This is a genomic window from Streptomyces sp. NBC_00353 (assembly GCF_036108815.1).
In the GTDB taxonomy this organism is placed as follows: Bacteria; Actinomycetota; Actinomycetes; order Streptomycetales; family Streptomycetaceae; genus Streptomyces.
Map to the genome: position 1 here is coordinate 1,000,223 of NZ_CP107985.1, position 13,352 is coordinate 1,013,574.

General features: G+C 69.3%; 17 protein-coding genes and 3 pseudogenes. 12 read left to right on the forward strand and 8 right to left on the reverse strand.

What is annotated here, in order from left to right; translation table 11 throughout:
• Positions 1–12: 12 nt before the first annotated feature.
• The gene (locus tag OHA88_RS04805; protein WP_328624365.1) at positions 13–597 is read right to left on the reverse strand and encodes a DinB family protein; all 585 of its coding nucleotides are present in this window, start codon (positions 595–597) and stop codon (positions 13–15) included.
• A gap of 5 nt (positions 598–602) precedes the next feature.
• On the opposite strand from OHA88_RS04805, the gene OHA88_RS04810 reads away from it, so the two are divergent.
• Positions 603–731, forward strand: a complete 129-nt coding sequence (locus OHA88_RS04810; protein WP_328624366.1) for a hypothetical protein — start codon at positions 603–605, stop codon at positions 729–731.
• A gap of 9 nt (positions 732–740) precedes the next feature.
• Here OHA88_RS04810 and OHA88_RS04815 read toward each other — a convergent pair whose 3' ends face one another.
• Both OHA88_RS04815 and OHA88_RS04820 read right to left on the reverse strand, forming a co-directional pair.
• Positions 741–1,070: a hypothetical protein gene (locus tag OHA88_RS04815; RefSeq protein ID WP_328624367.1), complete on the reverse strand. Its 330-nt coding sequence runs from the start codon at positions 1,068–1,070 to the stop codon at positions 741–743.
• 268 nt (positions 1,071–1,338) lie between these two features.
• Positions 1,339–1,905, reverse strand: a complete 567-nt coding sequence (locus OHA88_RS04820) for an HD domain-containing protein (protein ID WP_328624368.1) — start codon at positions 1,903–1,905, stop codon at positions 1,339–1,341.
• 236 nt (positions 1,906–2,141) lie between these two features.
• On the opposite strand from OHA88_RS04820, the pseudogene OHA88_RS04825 reads away from it, so the two are divergent.
• Both OHA88_RS04825 and OHA88_RS04830 read left to right on the forward strand, forming a co-directional pair.
• Positions 2,142–2,295 (forward strand): annotated as a pseudogene (locus tag OHA88_RS04825) (IS256 family transposase); the annotation flags it as partial.
• A gap of 72 nt (positions 2,296–2,367) precedes the next feature.
• A complete protein-coding gene (locus tag OHA88_RS04830) occupies positions 2,368–2,955 on the forward strand; it encodes a histidine phosphatase family protein (protein ID WP_328624369.1) in 588 nt (195 codons plus the stop codon).
• A 192-nt stretch (positions 2,956–3,147) separates the two neighbouring features.
• Here OHA88_RS04830 and OHA88_RS04835 read toward each other — a convergent pair whose 3' ends face one another.
• Positions 3,148–3,768: a TetR family transcriptional regulator gene (locus OHA88_RS04835; RefSeq protein WP_328624370.1), complete on the reverse strand. Its 621-nt coding sequence runs from the start codon at positions 3,766–3,768 to the stop codon at positions 3,148–3,150.
• A gap of 147 nt (positions 3,769–3,915) precedes the next feature.
• On the opposite strand from OHA88_RS04835, the gene OHA88_RS04840 reads away from it, so the two are divergent.
• The gene (locus tag OHA88_RS04840) at positions 3,916–4,854 is read left to right on the forward strand and encodes an SDR family oxidoreductase (protein WP_328624371.1); all 939 of its coding nucleotides are present in this window, start codon (positions 3,916–3,918) and stop codon (positions 4,852–4,854) included.
• Positions 4,855–4,915: 61 nt separating this feature from the next.
• On the forward strand, positions 4,916–5,758 hold the full coding sequence (locus tag OHA88_RS04845) for a DUF1206 domain-containing protein (RefSeq protein ID WP_328624372.1): 843 nt from the start codon (positions 4,916–4,918) through the stop codon (positions 5,756–5,758).
• 100 nt (positions 5,759–5,858) lie between these two features.
• On the opposite strand, the gene OHA88_RS04850 is transcribed toward OHA88_RS04845, so the two are convergent.
• Positions 5,859–6,032: a hypothetical protein gene (locus OHA88_RS04850; RefSeq protein ID WP_328624373.1), complete on the reverse strand. Its 174-nt coding sequence runs from the start codon at positions 6,030–6,032 to the stop codon at positions 5,859–5,861.
• A 59-nt stretch (positions 6,033–6,091) separates the two neighbouring features.
• A complete protein-coding gene (locus OHA88_RS04855) occupies positions 6,092–6,235 on the reverse strand; it encodes a hypothetical protein (RefSeq protein ID WP_328624374.1) in 144 nt (47 codons plus the stop codon).
• Positions 6,236–6,350: 115 nt separating this feature from the next.
• Here OHA88_RS04855 and OHA88_RS04860 point away from each other — a divergent pair, with 115 nt between their 5' ends.
• The 4 genes and pseudogenes from OHA88_RS04860 to OHA88_RS04875 all read left to right on the forward strand — a co-directional run bounded on the left by OHA88_RS04860 (position 6,351) and on the right by OHA88_RS04875 (position 9,387).
• On the forward strand, positions 6,351–7,493 hold the full coding sequence (locus tag OHA88_RS04860) for a PP2C family protein-serine/threonine phosphatase (protein WP_328629593.1): 1,143 nt from the start codon (positions 6,351–6,353) through the stop codon (positions 7,491–7,493).
• A 154-nt stretch (positions 7,494–7,647) separates the two neighbouring features.
• Positions 7,648–8,415, forward strand: a complete 768-nt coding sequence (locus OHA88_RS04865) for a D-Ala-D-Ala carboxypeptidase family metallohydrolase (protein ID WP_328624375.1) — start codon at positions 7,648–7,650, stop codon at positions 8,413–8,415.
• A gap of 154 nt (positions 8,416–8,569) precedes the next feature.
• A pseudogene (locus tag OHA88_RS04870) lies at positions 8,570–8,737 on the forward strand (IS30 family transposase); the annotation flags it as partial.
• 182 nt (positions 8,738–8,919) lie between these two features.
• Entirely contained in the window at positions 8,920–9,387 is a 468-nt protein-coding gene (locus OHA88_RS04875; protein WP_267009436.1) for a DUF5990 family protein, read from the forward strand.
• A gap of 147 nt (positions 9,388–9,534) precedes the next feature.
• On the opposite strand, the pseudogene OHA88_RS04880 reads toward OHA88_RS04875, so the two are convergent.
• Together OHA88_RS04880 and OHA88_RS04885 are read right to left on the reverse strand one after the other, a co-directional pair.
• Positions 9,535–9,720, reverse strand: a pseudogene (locus OHA88_RS04880) (hypothetical protein); the annotation flags it as partial.
• Between the two features lie 78 nt (positions 9,721–9,798).
• The gene (locus OHA88_RS04885; RefSeq protein ID WP_328624376.1) at positions 9,799–10,506 is read right to left on the reverse strand and encodes an SDR family NAD(P)-dependent oxidoreductase; all 708 of its coding nucleotides are present in this window, start codon (positions 10,504–10,506) and stop codon (positions 9,799–9,801) included.
• Between the two features lie 101 nt (positions 10,507–10,607).
• On the opposite strand from OHA88_RS04885, the gene OHA88_RS04890 reads away from it, so the two are divergent.
• The 3 genes from OHA88_RS04890 (at position 10,608) to OHA88_RS04900 (ending at position 13,328) form a co-directional block, all read left to right on the forward strand.
• Positions 10,608–11,438 carry a helix-turn-helix transcriptional regulator gene (locus tag OHA88_RS04890; protein ID WP_328624377.1) on the forward strand — a complete coding sequence of 277 codons (831 nt, stop codon included), beginning with the start codon at positions 10,608–10,610 and terminating at the stop codon, positions 11,436–11,438.
• Between the two features lie 328 nt (positions 11,439–11,766).
• Complete coding sequence (locus OHA88_RS04895) at positions 11,767–12,174, forward strand: YciI family protein (RefSeq protein ID WP_328624378.1); 408 nt, start codon at positions 11,767–11,769, stop codon at positions 12,172–12,174.
• A gap of 8 nt (positions 12,175–12,182) precedes the next feature.
• Positions 12,183–13,328, forward strand: a complete 1,146-nt coding sequence (locus OHA88_RS04900) for an RNA polymerase sigma factor (protein ID WP_328624379.1) — start codon at positions 12,183–12,185, stop codon at positions 13,326–13,328.
• The last annotated feature ends 24 nt before the right edge of the window (positions 13,329–13,352 follow it).

Consider the following 13,352-nt stretch of genomic DNA (forward strand, 5'->3'; position numbering starts at 1 on the left):
GTGAGACAACCTCTAAGCCTTGACTGGTGCGGCCGACCTGGCGGCCTGCTCGATCTTCGCGCAGTAGGCTGCACGGGCTTCCTCGTCGATCTGCTTCTCGTGTTCGGCGCGCAACCCGGTCCGGCCGTCGAGGCCCTCGCGCAGGATGTCGGCGTGCCCGGCATGCCGGATGGACTCGCCGAGGACATGGACCATGATGGCGAACAGGTTCGTGTCGGCATAAGGCTCCGGCCACCACGGCACGTGGCCGGGGGCGTCGAGGGCAAGCTCGTTGATCGTCGCGTCGGAGTGTTCCCACGTGCGCCGGTAGAACCCGATGATCTGATCGCGGGTCTCGTCCTCGGTCGCCCACAGATCGCTGCCGTTGGAGTCCTGCCACCGGGGCAGCGGCTCCGGGGAAGGGCGGTCGAAGACCTCGCCGAAGTACCTGGCCTCGACGGTAGCCACGTGTTTGACCAGGCCGAGGAGGTTGGTCCCGGTCGCTGTCAAAGGTCGGCGGGCGTCGTATTCGGACAAGCCGTCGAGTTTCCAGAGCAGCGCCTTGCGGTCCCGCCGCAGTCTCCCGTACAGGTTGTCTTTCGCGAATTCATCGATCATGCGGCATGAGCCTGCCATGGGCTGCTCGTGGTCTCAAGATCCCGTACGCGGTCCGCAACGACTGGCAGAGCCGAGGCCTGGCCATGGCCGCCGCCCTGACCTGCTACAAGAAGCTCGCGAAACTTGCCACGTGAGACACCCTCTTAGTCGCCCTGGAGGTGGAGTTCCAGGCTCGCGGCCTCCGCGCAACGCTCGGCCAGCTCGCGGATCTTCTGCAGAATGTCCCGCTCCCGCTGCCCCTTCACCAGATCACAGGTGGCGTCGACCTCGGAGATGAACTGAGGCATGTCCACCGGCGTAAGGATCTGGGTGCGATACGGGTCCACCCGGTTGAGCATCGGCAGACTGCTGTTCACGCACAGACCGGAGAACAGGTCCGCCCCGTCCTGTACGAATTCCACGGTGGTCAGCCGACGCTTCTTGGGGCTCGTCCCCCGATGCGTCAACTGCATCAGCACTACGTCAACACCCATTCCTCATGCTCCTTCCAGGATCCGGGACACTTGCCCAGGACTCAGGAGTGGGCACCAGGGTTCCGCCCACGATCAGGCCTGCGTCCGCCCTGGTCACACCAAGATTGTCTCACTCGTGACCAGTGGTTACGGGACAACCCTTAGCTACGTTTTCCCACCGTTTTCCCAGTCGTCTATTTGAGCCAGCCAAGTTCCATCGATACTTGCAGGTCAGCCAAGAGAGACAAAGACAGCCGGAGCCGATTGCGAGTGACCTCGGGAACAAGTCCTACGCGGCCCTGTCCCGCGCCGCTGCCGCGGCCACGCGCTCGACCACTGGCCGCCAGCAGTCCAGACCCGGGACGCGCAGGCCCACGACTTTGCCGGCATCGTCGGCGCGGCGCAGCGCGATGGCCGCCGTGGAGTCGGGGTCTGCCTCGAAGACGGCGGCTTCCTCCGACGTCATGACTCCGCCCTGGCAGCCGAGGGTGCGGGCACTCTCGGGCGAAAGCACGAGGTGCGCGTCGGTGGCGGCCAAGTAGCGCTTGGCCGGGATGTGGAGGGCGACCAGGCGGGCGACCCGGGCGCCGAGGAGACCGACGACGGCCGCCGCAGCGTGCTCCCCGTGGCCGGCCTCGTCGGCGGGCAGGAGGTGGTGGCCGATGTCGTGGACGAGCCCGGCAACCTGCAGCTCCTCATCGTCGGGGTGGCGCTCGGCGAGAACCGCCGCAACCTGCAGGCCATGGTCGAGGATGTCCACCGGGTCGCCCGAGCGGTCCGGGGTGTCCCAGGCATCCTCGCAGTCGACCAGCAGTGCCATGAGCTCGTCCACGGACGACAGCCGCTCTCCGTTCATGCCCGCACGCTGCCGAAGTCGTCCGTACGGCGGGTGTACGCACCACGTACTCCACGGAGCCGGTCGGCCAAAGAAACCCGAAGTGAACCGCTGCTCCTGGCTGCTTCACCGCGCGCCCGCCTCCCCACGTCAGACCCTCGAAGACCTCGCAAAAGCCATGGTCATGCCACAGATCTCGGAGATCGAGCCAACATCCGCGCCCCTACGCCAGACAGGCGCGACCGTCAGACCCGGCAGTCAGGGTGCAGACCAAAGTCACCCGGGGCGCCGGCTTGCGCGTAGCGGGTCTGGCGATGGTCTTCAAAGCTCATCGAGTCCGCGCAGGAGCGCCGGCGAGCCGTAAATGCGCCGCGCCTGGTCGCGCCGGTGCGGGCCGGCGCCCGCTTCGAGGCGTCCTGGTCGAGTGTCCGGAAGCCGCGACAGCCTGATCACACGTCAGATCATCAGATAGCGTGCAGGGTTATGGGTGAGCTGATATTGATCAGGCACGGCGAGACCGAATGGAGCCGGTCGGGTCAGCACGCCGGCCGCACCGACATTCCGCTGACTGACGCAGGTGTGGCCGCGGCCAGGGCGCTCACTCCGGTGCTGGCCCGCCGCCACCTGGTCGCTGCGTTCAGCAGCCCGCTGAGCCGCGCCATGCAGACAGCCGAACTGGTGGGCCTGACCGACGTCAAGCCCGATCCTGACCTGATGGAGTGGGACTACGGCGGCTACGAGGGCATGACCGCGGCGCAGATCCGGGAGACGAGGCCGGGCTGGGAGCTGTGGCGGGACGGCGTTGTTCCCGGTGCCGCCGGCTCTCCTGGCGAGCAGCTTCAGCAGGTGGCTGCGCGCACGGATGCGGTGCTCGACCGGATCCAGCCGCTGCTGAAGGACGGCAACGTCGCCCTTGTCGCGCACGGTCACCTCCAGCGCGTACTCACCGCGCGCTGGCTCGGCCTCGACGCGTCCGCCGGCCGGCTGTTCCGCCACCCGGGTCCGGGCACGCTCAGCGCCCTGGGCACCGAGCATGGGCGGCCGGTCCTCTCCGCCTGGAACGTCCTGTAGCGGCAGCCCGGCAGATACTTGCAAGACACCACCGCGCAGCCCACCGCAAACTGCAATTGAGCGTTGTCCATGTGGAAGGCCCCAGCCAGATGCAGTACGCGTCGCAGGCGCCGTCCGGTGCCCCGGTCCCCCACTTCGGCGAACGGGCGGCGGGCGGGCGCAGTCAACCGCGCCTGCGCGGACGGGCGGTCGTCAACCGCTCGCGGACGGACCGGTGGTGGCCTGCTGCCCGGACCGGGTCTGCGGTGACTCGCCCGCGGCCACCGCTTTGAGTTCGTCGAGCGATTCCCGAAAGAAGTCCGCCAGGGTGCGATCCCCGCTGTCGCCGACCCAGCGCTCGAACCCGACCTTGAAGACGGCGATACCCGCCTCCGCGGTAAGGCTCGCGGCCGGGTCCTTGACGCCGCGCCGACGCAACGTGGCGGCGAGCGCCGCGGACAGCGACGCGAGCTTGATCAGCTCGCGCTCACGCAGCTCCGCGTTCGCCATGATGACGGCCTGGCGCTGCCGTGCGAACTCGTGGCGCTCCAGGAAGAAGGCGGCGACGGTCTCCAGCGTCGAGGCCATCGCGTCGATCGGCGTGGCCGAGTCCGGAGTGCCGGCGAGGGTGTCCACGAAGATCTCCTCCAGCGCGTGCGAACCCCCGAACAGCACCTCGCGTTTGTCGGCGTAGTGCCGGAAGAACGTCCGCTCGGTGAGCCCAGCCTGTTTGGCGATCTGCGCAGCGGTCGTCTGCTCGAACCCGCGCTCGCTGTAGAGGTCCAGCGCTGCCTGCTCAAGCCGCCCGCGCGCGTTCGGCTCCCATCTACCCATACGCCGATCCTACGTGACGACAGTGACTGACATCAGGTGCTACGGTTGATGACAGTCACTGACATAGGCTCGTTCACCGTATTTCCCGTGTCCCGGTACCCCGGTACCGCGCGGCGAGGACGGTCGACCTACCCGGAGGTTCACCTCATGCGCGTGTTCATCACCGGCGCGTCCGGCTGGATCGGTTCAGCCGTTGTTCCGGAACTCATCGGCGCCGGCCACCAAGTCGTCGGGCTCGCCCGCTCGGACGCCTCGGCCGCCGCCCTCGCCGAGGCCGGGGCCGAGGTGCGCCGCGGCACGCTCGACGATCTCGACACCCTGCGCAGCGCGGCTGCCGACGCCGACGGCGTGATCCACCTCGCCTTCAAGCACGACATCGCGTTCAGCGGCGGCTTCGAGGACGCCGCCGAAGCGGACCGGCGTGCCATCGATACGTTCGGCGAGGTACTCGCCGGCACCGACCGCCCGTTCCTCATCGCCTCCGGCACGCTCGGGCTGGCGCCGGGCCGGGTGGCGACCGAGCAGGACGGCCAGGTGTCCGGCCCGGTCGGTGCCCACCTGGCCGGCGGCCCGGCCAAGCGGCTGGCCAACGCGCACATGACGGTCGCCCTCGCGGACCACGGCATCCGCTCGTCGGTCGTGCGCCTTCCTCCGACCGTGCACGGCGACGGGGACCACGGTTTCCTCGCCACCGTGGTCGCCATCGCCCGCGAGAAGGGCGTGTCCGGCTACATCCGGGACGGCGCCAACCGCTGGCCCGCCGTGCACCGGTCCGACGCCGCGCACCTCTTCCGCCTGGCACTGGAGAGTGCTCCGGCCGGCTCCACGCTGCACGCGGTCGCGGACGAGGGTGTGCCGATCCGTACCGTCGCCGAAGTGATCGGGCGGCACCTCGGCCTGCCTGTGGCCTCGGTCTCCCCGGACGACGCGCCCGGGCACTTCAGCTGGCTGGCCGGCTTCCTCGGCATGGACAGCCCCGCCTCCAGCGCCCGCACCCGCGAACTGCTCGGGTGGCAGCCGACTCAGTCCGGCCTCATCGACGACCTCGACAAGGGCCACTACTTCGCCACCGGTCCTGAGAACTGAGCGGGAGTGAAGCAGGGGCCGCATCAGGAATCGCATGCCCGTGCGGGGGCATACGGTGGGCATGGCAACTGGATCGGCGAAGGCACGCGGACGCGTGCACGCCCAGCGCGCGGCGAACAGCACAGCAGTCTCGACCGCAGCCCGTGCGGGCTTCGTCGCCCGCGGGGTCATCTACGTACTGATAGGCGTCATCTCGCTTCGGATCGCGCTCTCCGACGGCGGTGGCAAGCAGGCGGACCGCGGCGGTGCGATCGCCGAGATCGCCGAGAAGCCCTTCGGTACCGTTCTGCTCTGGCTACTCGGCGTAGCCCTGGCGGGCATGGCCCTGTGGCGGCTGTCCGAAGCCGCTTTCGGGCAGGCGGGCCCGGACGGCGAGAAGGCGAGTAAGAGGGCGATGGCCGCCGGCCGTTTCGTCTTCTACGGATTCGTCTCCTACTCCGTGCTGTCCTACGCTGCCGGAGACAAGGGCAGCGGCAGCGGCAGCTCCGACAAGAGCTCCCAGGACGTGACAGCGAAAGCGCTGGACTGGCCCGGTGGGCAGTGGATCGTCGCCGTCGCCGGTATCGCGGTGGCCGCAGCCGGCGTGTGGATCGCGGTGAGGGCGATCAGGCATGAGTTCCATAAGCACCTGAAAATGTTCGAGATGTCAGAGAAGACCCGCAAGGCGGTCGATTTCCTCGGAATGTTCGGCGGCACCGCCCGGGGCATCGTCTTCGCTGTCGCGGGTGTCTTCGCCGTAGCGGCGGCCGTCCAGCACAAGCCCGGCAAGGCCAAGGGCATGGACGACACCCTGCGCTCCTTCACCGAGACCCCTGCAGGGCCCTGGCTGCTGGTACTGATTGCAGTCGGCCTCGCGGCGTTCGGGGTCTTCTCCTGGGCCAATGCCCGCTGGCGCAAGGTCTGACAGGCGGCGATGGATCCATGCGGTACTCGGGGTGGCTGCGGCTGCAGGAATGCCTGTGCCGCGGCCACCCTCCGTCGCCGCTCCGGTGTGATCCCCGGTGTCAGCGCAGCCACTGATCCTGGTGGGCGGGGCGGTACGGCGTGACCGCTTCGGGAAGCCTGCCGAGCACCGGACGCCGGTACGTGGCAACTATCACCCCGCCGATGTGAGCGAAGTGCGGTGCGTCTCGCAGCACCTCCAGCTCCAGCCTTCGCACCTTGGCGGTCGTCAGCACGCGGGACGTGTGCAGGGTCCCACACCCCGATGCTGAACGTGTTGAGGCAGACCTGCTGGTCACCGCCGCCCGGAAAGATGTCTGCCGAGCCGGGTGAGCCGCCCGGCGCCCCTCTTCCCGGGGCGGGTGCCGGGGCGCTCGGAGGACGATGCCCGGTCCACGTCGGCCGTGACCGCGTCGCCCGCCCGGATCGCGCGGGCCACGTCCTGCAGAGTCTGAATTAGCGGGGTCCACCGCGAAGTGGTTGAACCTGCGCGGCGGCTTGCTCTCGCCGACTCGTCAGCGGCCCCGGGGCGGTGCACTGTGGAAGACGTGGGCATAAGGGAAGGCGTCGCGGGTCTGCGGGAGTCATGGCGGCCGGGCCATGCGCTCCTGGCGATTCCCGTCGCGCTCATCGTCGTGATCGCAACCGTGGACATCCTGCTGCCGGAAGACATCTATCTGGGACCGCTGCTGGTCATCGCGCCCGCGATCACTTCCTCATTCGAGGGCCCTGCACTGACCGGAGTGATCGGGTTCCTGGCCGTGATAGCCCAGGCATACATCGCCCTGCACTCCGGCGTACTGACCTCCAGGAACGCATTGGTGCAGATCGCCGCCCTCGCGATCCTCTCCGTCCTGACCGTGTTCTTCTGCCTGATACGCGAGCGGCACAGTCGACAGCTCGCCCGGGTGCGCTCGGTGGCCGAAACCACACAGAAGGTACTGCTGCGGCCGCTCCCGGACCGGATCGGCCCACTGCGGATCGCCTCCCTGTACCTGGCCGCCGAGGACGAGGCCCAGATCGGGGGCGACCTGTACGCGGCCACCCGTATCGAAGGCGGAACCCGCATGATGATCGGTGACGTGAGAGGCAAGGGCCTGGCCGCCATCGAAGAAGCCGCCCTCCTCCTCGGCGCCTTCCGCGAGGCCGCCCACCAGCACACCGACCTGCCCGCACTGGCCGCAGCCCTCGATCAGAGCGTCACCCGCTACCACGCCGACTTCGAACCGGAGGATGAGGATGACGCCGGGGAACGCTTCGTCACAGCGCTCCTGCTGGAGATCCCCGAGGAGGGCCCCATCAGCCGAATGACCAGCTGCGGCCACCCTGCGCCCCTGCTGCTCAGCCCAGGACATGCAGAAGCCGTCCCCAGTCGGCACCCAGCGCCCCCGCTGGGGATCGGCGACATGGGGCCGGCGGCCTACACCGTCGACGTGTTCGCCTTCGAAGCGGGAGACACCCTCCTCCTTTTCACCGACGGCGTCATCGAAGCGCGCGACCGAGGCGGCGACTTCTACCCGCTCGCGGAACGCGCCGCCCAGTGGACGGAGAGCCCCCCGGAGACACTCCTGTACCACCTGAGACGCGACCTCCTCGCTTACGTCGGCGGATGCCTGGGCGACGACGCCGCCATCATCGCAATCCACCGCAGCCCGGTCCCCTATCCGGAATACCGCCCTGCAGATCACCTGTCCTGACGGCTTTCCGTCGCGACTCAGGAGGAACCGGAACCACCGGACGCCGGCAGGCGCGATGTCGGTAACGGCGCTCTTCCGCTGCACCCGCATGTCCATGACACTGGCCCAGTTCGCGTCATCCACTGCACTGCGACAGGTCCGTGAAAGGACGAAGATGGCTCCTTCCCGCTTCTCTTCCCGCTTTCCGCACTCGTTCGACCGCCGTACGGCGCTGCGCGGGACGTTGGCCGCCGGTATCGGTGCCGTATTCGGGCCCGTTCTGCTGTCGGGGGCCGCGCAGGCGTACTCCTGGTCGCGCACCCTGAACCAGGGGGCCACCGGCGCCGACGTGACCGAACTGCAGATCAGAGTCGCCGGGTGGGCCGCGGACAGCGCCAGCCAGACCCGCGTGGCCATCGACGGCAACTTCGGTGCCGGCACCGCGGCGGCGGTCCGCCGGTTCCAGGCGGCCTACGGACTCACCGCCGACGGCAGCGCCGGGCCCGCGACCCAGTCGCAGCTCAACGCCCTGGAGCAGTCGGACGGTTCGACCGTGCACTTCGAGTTCAGCGAGTTCACCGACCGGATCAGCGGCACCTTCTCCGGCGGCAAGCTGAGCGCGACCGACGTCAAGGAGAACGTCCGCCGCGCGATGTACAAGCTGGAGGCGCTGCGCAAGAAGCTCGGCAACGTCCCCATCACGGTCAATTCCGGTTTCCGCAGCATTGCACACAATGCCGACGTCGGCGGCGCCAGCGACAGCATGCACCTGTACGGCACGGCGGCCGACCTTGCCGTCCCCGGAGTGCCCAACAAGACCGTCTACCAGAAGGCGGAGACCTCCGGATTCTCCGGCCTGGAGACCTACACCGCGGACCATCAGCACGTCGACAGCCGGGCGGACCTCGGCAGGGCCTGGTGGTGGGAGAACGGCACCGTCTAGGAGTCTCCTGAAGATCAAGTTGGTGGAGGGGTGTCCCGGTTGGGGGTGCCCCTTCGCGGTTGCGCGGGGATGGTGGCTCGGGTCCAGGTGTGGCCGGTGTGGGGGGTGAGGCCGAGTTCGGTCAGGCGGCGGAGGTTGAGGGCTGCGGCCCCTCTCCGACCCGCACAGCCCCTGACAGCGAGGCACAAACGAGAACACCGACGGCCTGCTACGACACTACTTTCCCAACGGCGCCGACCTGTCCCGTTGGAACACCGAGGAACTCGAAGCCGTCGCGAGGGCGTTCAACACCGCCCCGGCCGCCACCTGGACGGCGATGTGACCGTTGGCCCTTGCAGCATGCCGCTTGCACCGGCAAGGCCGTATCCCAGACGCGTACCGAGACGCTGCGACGGTCCGTCCTCAGCCCTCTCCCGACGGGATCTGAGCCGGCATGAGCCTCAGGAAGCCTGGCCGTGGAAGCCGCAAGGCATCGGGCACATGCGATGGAGGATGATGGCCTTCATGCACATCCGCATCGACGCCGTCGACCTGCCCGGCCTCACCTGCCCGGCCCCCGCTGACGCCAAAGTCCCGGCGTACGACAACATTCACGTCGCCGTGCAACGTCGCGACCGTCCGGCTGAACTCCTCGACCCGCAGCCCGGCGACGCCGCGTCCGCGACGTGGACCCTGGAGTGCACCGCGATCGCCTCGCCGACCGGCACCGAGGTGAAAGGCCCCTACGTGCAGGACCGTCTGGGCCGCCGGTTCATCTACCTGTCGTGGGGCACGGTCGACGAGGCGGGAACCTTCACGATGTTCCGCCGCGCCAAGCTCATGCTCGACGTCGTCCCCGCCGACGTACTCGCCTCCGCCGCACACGACGGCCTGCTGGTCGGACGCCTCGGGCTGACCGACGCATGCGGCAGCCCCCTATGCGCACGGGTCGTGCCCCCGCACATCGCCTGGACCGCCGAGCCCGCCGCGTAGAAGCGGCTGCCAGCCGGGCTACGCGACAGCCGCATCACGGCTGTCGGTCCGTGTGGCTGTCCGTGAGCTTCCGAAGGGGCTGGCGAAAGGTTGTCCCGAAATAATGGCGTGACCGAGCACAGAGCTGCCTGATAGCCGGCGTTGGGCTCAGCCGGTGGCTCGTGAAGTGTCCAGAGACAGGGCGAAGTCGGCGAGCGTGCGGAAGTCGTCCTCGCGCAGACCGATCCGCGGGTTGACGTGGTGCAGAAGCCCACGCCCACGGTGGTGGCCGGTCACATACGCCTCGTCCAGATCGCTCTGTTCATCGTTGACCCAGGCGAAAGGACGCCCGTTGATAGGAGGCCGCGCCCACCCCGCCGGGCATGTCGGGGTGGGCGCGCCACCGTCGAGGTGATGGCGGCTGGTGCGGCCTTACCAGGGAAGGCTGCCCTCGGCATCGAAGTAGCCTCCTGTGGGGCCGTCGGGGCCCACCTGCGCCATACGCACGATGATCTCGGCGCCCTGCTCGACACTCTGGACGCCGGTGTTCCCGTTCAGGTCGGTCTTGGTGAAGCCGGGCTCCACCGCGTTGATGCGCATGTTCGGGAACGCCTTCGCGTACTGCACGGTGATCGTGTTGACCGATGTCTTCGACGCCGGGTAGGCAACGCCCGGGTAGGCGTACGACGGGGTACCCGCACTGGTGAGCCGGGTCAGCGAGCCCAAGCCACTGCTGACGTTGACCACGACCGGGGCCTCGGAACGCCCGAGCAGCGGCAGGAAGGCGTGCAGGACACGCACGGTGCCGAAGACGTTCGTCTCGAACGTGCTCCGCATGATGTGGGCGGTCACGTCCGCGGCACCGATCACAACGTTGCCGGCACCCCTTTCCTCGATGCCTGCGTTGTTGATCAGTACGTCCAGCCCTCCATCGGCCTCGATGGTCCTCGCCGCCGCCTCGACGGACGCGTCGTCGGTGGTATCGAGCTGGACCAGCCGTGCACCCAGTTGCTCGGCGGCCCGGCGCCCGCGTTCGGCGTTCCGGCTTCCGATGTAAACGGTGTGGCCTGCGGCAGTGAGTCGGCGGGCGGTCTCGAAGCCGAGACCCTTGTTCGCTCCGGTGATCAGTGTCGTTGTCATGCCTCCAGGCTGCAGCTGAGTGTCGGAAGCAGCCAGGAGTCCCGTCTTCCTGGGACTGCCAGTACCAGGAAGATCCGCGCGTGGCCGTGCACAGTGGTGACATGGCGAGCACGGATTTCGGGCGCACAGTGCGGCGCTGGCGCGACCGGGTCTCCCCGGAGGCAGCCGGGCTGCCCACGGGCGGCCATCGGCGCGCGGCCGGGCTGCGCCGGGAGGAGCTTGCCCTGCTGGCCGGGATCTCGGTCGACTACGTGACCCGCCTGGAACAGGGACGGGCGACCAACCCCTCGGAGCAGGTCGTCGAGGCCCTGGGGCGTGCCCTGCGCCTCTCCACGGCCGAGCGCGAGCACCTGTTCCACGTCGCCGGGCTCGTACCCCCGGGGCAGGGGACGGTGCCCGCCTACATCACACCGAGCGTGCACCGGATGCTGGACCGGCTGTCCGGGACGCCCGTCGCGGTCTTCGACGCGGCGTGGACGCAACTGCTGGCCAATCCGCTGTACACGGCGCTGATGGGCGAGCGGCACGGCCGGGAGCGCAACGGCGTGTGGCGCGCCTTCCTCGGGTCGGGTGATCGCGTCCGCTACACGGCGCAGTCCCGGCGCGCGATGGAGACGGCGGTGGTCGCCGACCTGCGCACGACTGTCGGACGGTACCCGGATGACCGGCAACTCCGGAGCCTGGTAACAGAGTTGCGCACGAACAGCGAACGGTTCGCCGAACTGTGGGATGCGGGCGCCGTGGGTCAGCACGAGGCTGCGCGAAAGACCATCGATCACCCGCAGGTGGGCTCCCTGACGCTGGACTGCGATGTGCTCAGCGTGGCGGGCAGCGATCTGCGCATCATGATTTACACGGCTGAGCCCGGCACCGATGACGCCGAACGCCTGGAGCTCCTCGCCGTCCTCGGCACCCAGACACTCGTCGGATAGCCGCCCTGCCGCGACCACTACTTCTTCGCGGCTTTCATCCGCAGGTCACCGGCCTACAGGTGGGAGACAAGGTGAGCCACCCTGGGGAACCCCATGCATGCCTTGCAGTTCCGGTCCAGCCACGGGCCGGACGGCAGGCGCCAGCACCAGGCTCCGTCTTCGAACGGATCTTGACCGCCGTGGACCCGGACACCGCGAGACGGCTCACCCAGGCTCACCCACGAGAGCCCAAAAAAAATCGGACGGCGATGTCGAGAACCCGCGTCCGGCTCCGTCCCCGGGGTGAACGCGACCACAATGGGTCGCACGAGCACCGAGGAGAACCACGATGGCCAAGTACCTGCTGCTGAAGCACTACCGCGGCGCCCCGGCTTCGGTCAACGACGTGCCGATGGACCAGTGGAGCCCGGAGGAGATCTCGGCGCACATGCAGTACATGAACGACTTCGCGGCCCGGCTGGAGAAGACCGGCGAGTTCATCGACGGTCAGGCGCTCGCCCCCGAGGGAGCGTGGGTCCGCTACGACGGTGAGGGGCGCCCGCCGGTCACCGACGGACCGTTCGCGGAGACCAAGGACCTCATCGCCGGCTGGATGATCATCGACGTCGACAGCTACGAGCGCGCCGTCGAGCTGGCCGGGGAGCTGTCGGCCGCCCCTGGGGCGGGCGGCAAGCCGATCCACGAGTGGCTGGAGGTGCGCCCGTTCCTGGCCGCGCCGCCCACCATCACGGATTGACGTCACCGATGGACGAGGTTCTGCTCAGAAGCCTCACGCCGAGCGTGCTCACCGTCCTCGTCCGCCGCGGAGCCGACTTCGCGGCGGCCGAGGACGCCGTGCAGGACGCTCTGGTCGAGGCGCTCCGGGTCTGGGCGGCCGATCCGCCGCGGGATGCCAAGGGCTGGCTGGTCACCGTGGCCTGGCGCAAGTTCCTCGACGCGACGCGCGCCGACACCGCCCGCCGCCGGCGTGAGGACCGCGTCGAGGAGGAGCCGGCGCCCGGACCGGCGCCCACGGTGGACGACACGCTCCAGCTCTACTTCCTGTGCGCCCACCCGTCGCTGACCCCGGCATCGGCGGTCGCGCTCACGCTGCGCGCCGTCGGCGGGCTGACCACCCGCCAGATCGCCGAGGCATACCTGGTGCCCGAGGCGACCATGGCGCAGCGCATCAGCCGCGCCAAGCGCACCGTCTCCGGCGTGCGCTTCGACCGGCCCGGCGACGTCGCCACCGTGCTGCGCGTCCTCTACCTCGTCTTCAACGAGGGCTACTCCGGCGACGTCGACCTCGCCGCCGAGGCCATCCGGCTCACCCGGCAGCTCGCGGCCCGCATCGACCACCCCGAGGTGGCGGGGCTGCTCGCCCTCATGCTGCTCCACCACGCCCGGCGTGCCGCCCGGACCAAGTCCGACGGCAGCTTGGTACCGCTCGCCGAGCAGAACCGCGGCCGGTGGGACACTGGGTTGATCGCCGAGGGTGTCGGGATCCTCCAGGCGGCCCTCGCCCGCGACCGGCTGGGCGAGTTCCAGGCCCAGGCCGCCATCGCGGCACTCCACGCCGACGCGCCCACCGCCGAGGAGACCGACTGGGTGCAGATCGTCGAGTGGTACGACGAGCTCACGCGCCTGACCGACAGCCCGGTCGTCCGGCTCAACCGCGCGGTCGCCGTCGGGGAGGCCGACGGACCGCGCGCCGGCCTGGCGGCGCTCGCGGCGCTGGACGCCTCACTGCCCCGTCACGCCGCGGTAGCGGCGTACCTCCACGAGCGCGACGGCGCCCTGGCGACGGCGGCACGGCTGTACGCCGAGGCGGCCCACAAGGCACCCAACCTCGCCGAGCGCGATCACCTGACGCGCCAGGCCGCTCGGCTCAACGCCCGCCGATGTCGCTGACGGGCCGCGCTCGGATTTGCCCGC

What these genes read in the sequence shown, in the direction of transcription:
- OHA88_RS04865 (WP_328624375.1), top strand. Translation starts at nt 7,648, where the DNA reads ATGGCTCCTTCCCGCTTCTCTTCCCGCTTTCCGCACTCGTTCGACCGC.
- OHA88_RS04835 (WP_328624370.1), bottom strand. Translation starts at nt 3,768, where the DNA reads ATGGGTAGATGGGAGCCGAACGCGCGCGGGCGGCTTGAGCAGGCAGCG.
- OHA88_RS04820 (WP_328624368.1), bottom strand. Translation starts at nt 1,905, where the DNA reads ATGAACGGAGAGCGGCTGTCGTCCGTGGACGAGCTCATGGCACTGCTG.
- OHA88_RS04845 (WP_328624372.1), top strand. Translation starts at nt 4,916, where the DNA reads ATGGCAACTGGATCGGCGAAGGCACGCGGACGCGTGCACGCCCAGCGC.
- OHA88_RS04875 (WP_267009436.1), top strand. Translation starts at nt 8,920, where the DNA reads ATGCACATCCGCATCGACGCCGTCGACCTGCCCGGCCTCACCTGCCCG.
- OHA88_RS04900 (WP_328624379.1), top strand. Translation starts at nt 12,183, where the DNA reads ATGGACGAGGTTCTGCTCAGAAGCCTCACGCCGAGCGTGCTCACCGTC.
- OHA88_RS04895 (WP_328624378.1), top strand. Translation starts at nt 11,767, where the DNA reads ATGGCCAAGTACCTGCTGCTGAAGCACTACCGCGGCGCCCCGGCTTCG.
- OHA88_RS04890 (WP_328624377.1), top strand. Translation starts at nt 10,608, where the DNA reads ATGGCGAGCACGGATTTCGGGCGCACAGTGCGGCGCTGGCGCGACCGG.
- OHA88_RS04885 (WP_328624376.1), bottom strand. Translation starts at nt 10,506, where the DNA reads ATGACAACGACACTGATCACCGGAGCGAACAAGGGTCTCGGCTTCGAG.
- OHA88_RS04810 (WP_328624366.1), top strand. Translation starts at nt 603, where the DNA reads ATGAGCCTGCCATGGGCTGCTCGTGGTCTCAAGATCCCGTACGCGGTC.
- OHA88_RS04830 (WP_328624369.1), top strand. Translation starts at nt 2,368, where the DNA reads ATGGGTGAGCTGATATTGATCAGGCACGGCGAGACCGAATGGAGCCGG.
- OHA88_RS04805 (WP_328624365.1), bottom strand. Translation starts at nt 597, where the DNA reads ATGATCGATGAATTCGCGAAAGACAACCTGTACGGGAGACTGCGGCGG.
- OHA88_RS04815 (WP_328624367.1), bottom strand. Translation starts at nt 1,070, where the DNA reads ATGGGTGTTGACGTAGTGCTGATGCAGTTGACGCATCGGGGGACGAGC.
- OHA88_RS04840 (WP_328624371.1), top strand. Translation starts at nt 3,916, where the DNA reads ATGCGCGTGTTCATCACCGGCGCGTCCGGCTGGATCGGTTCAGCCGTT.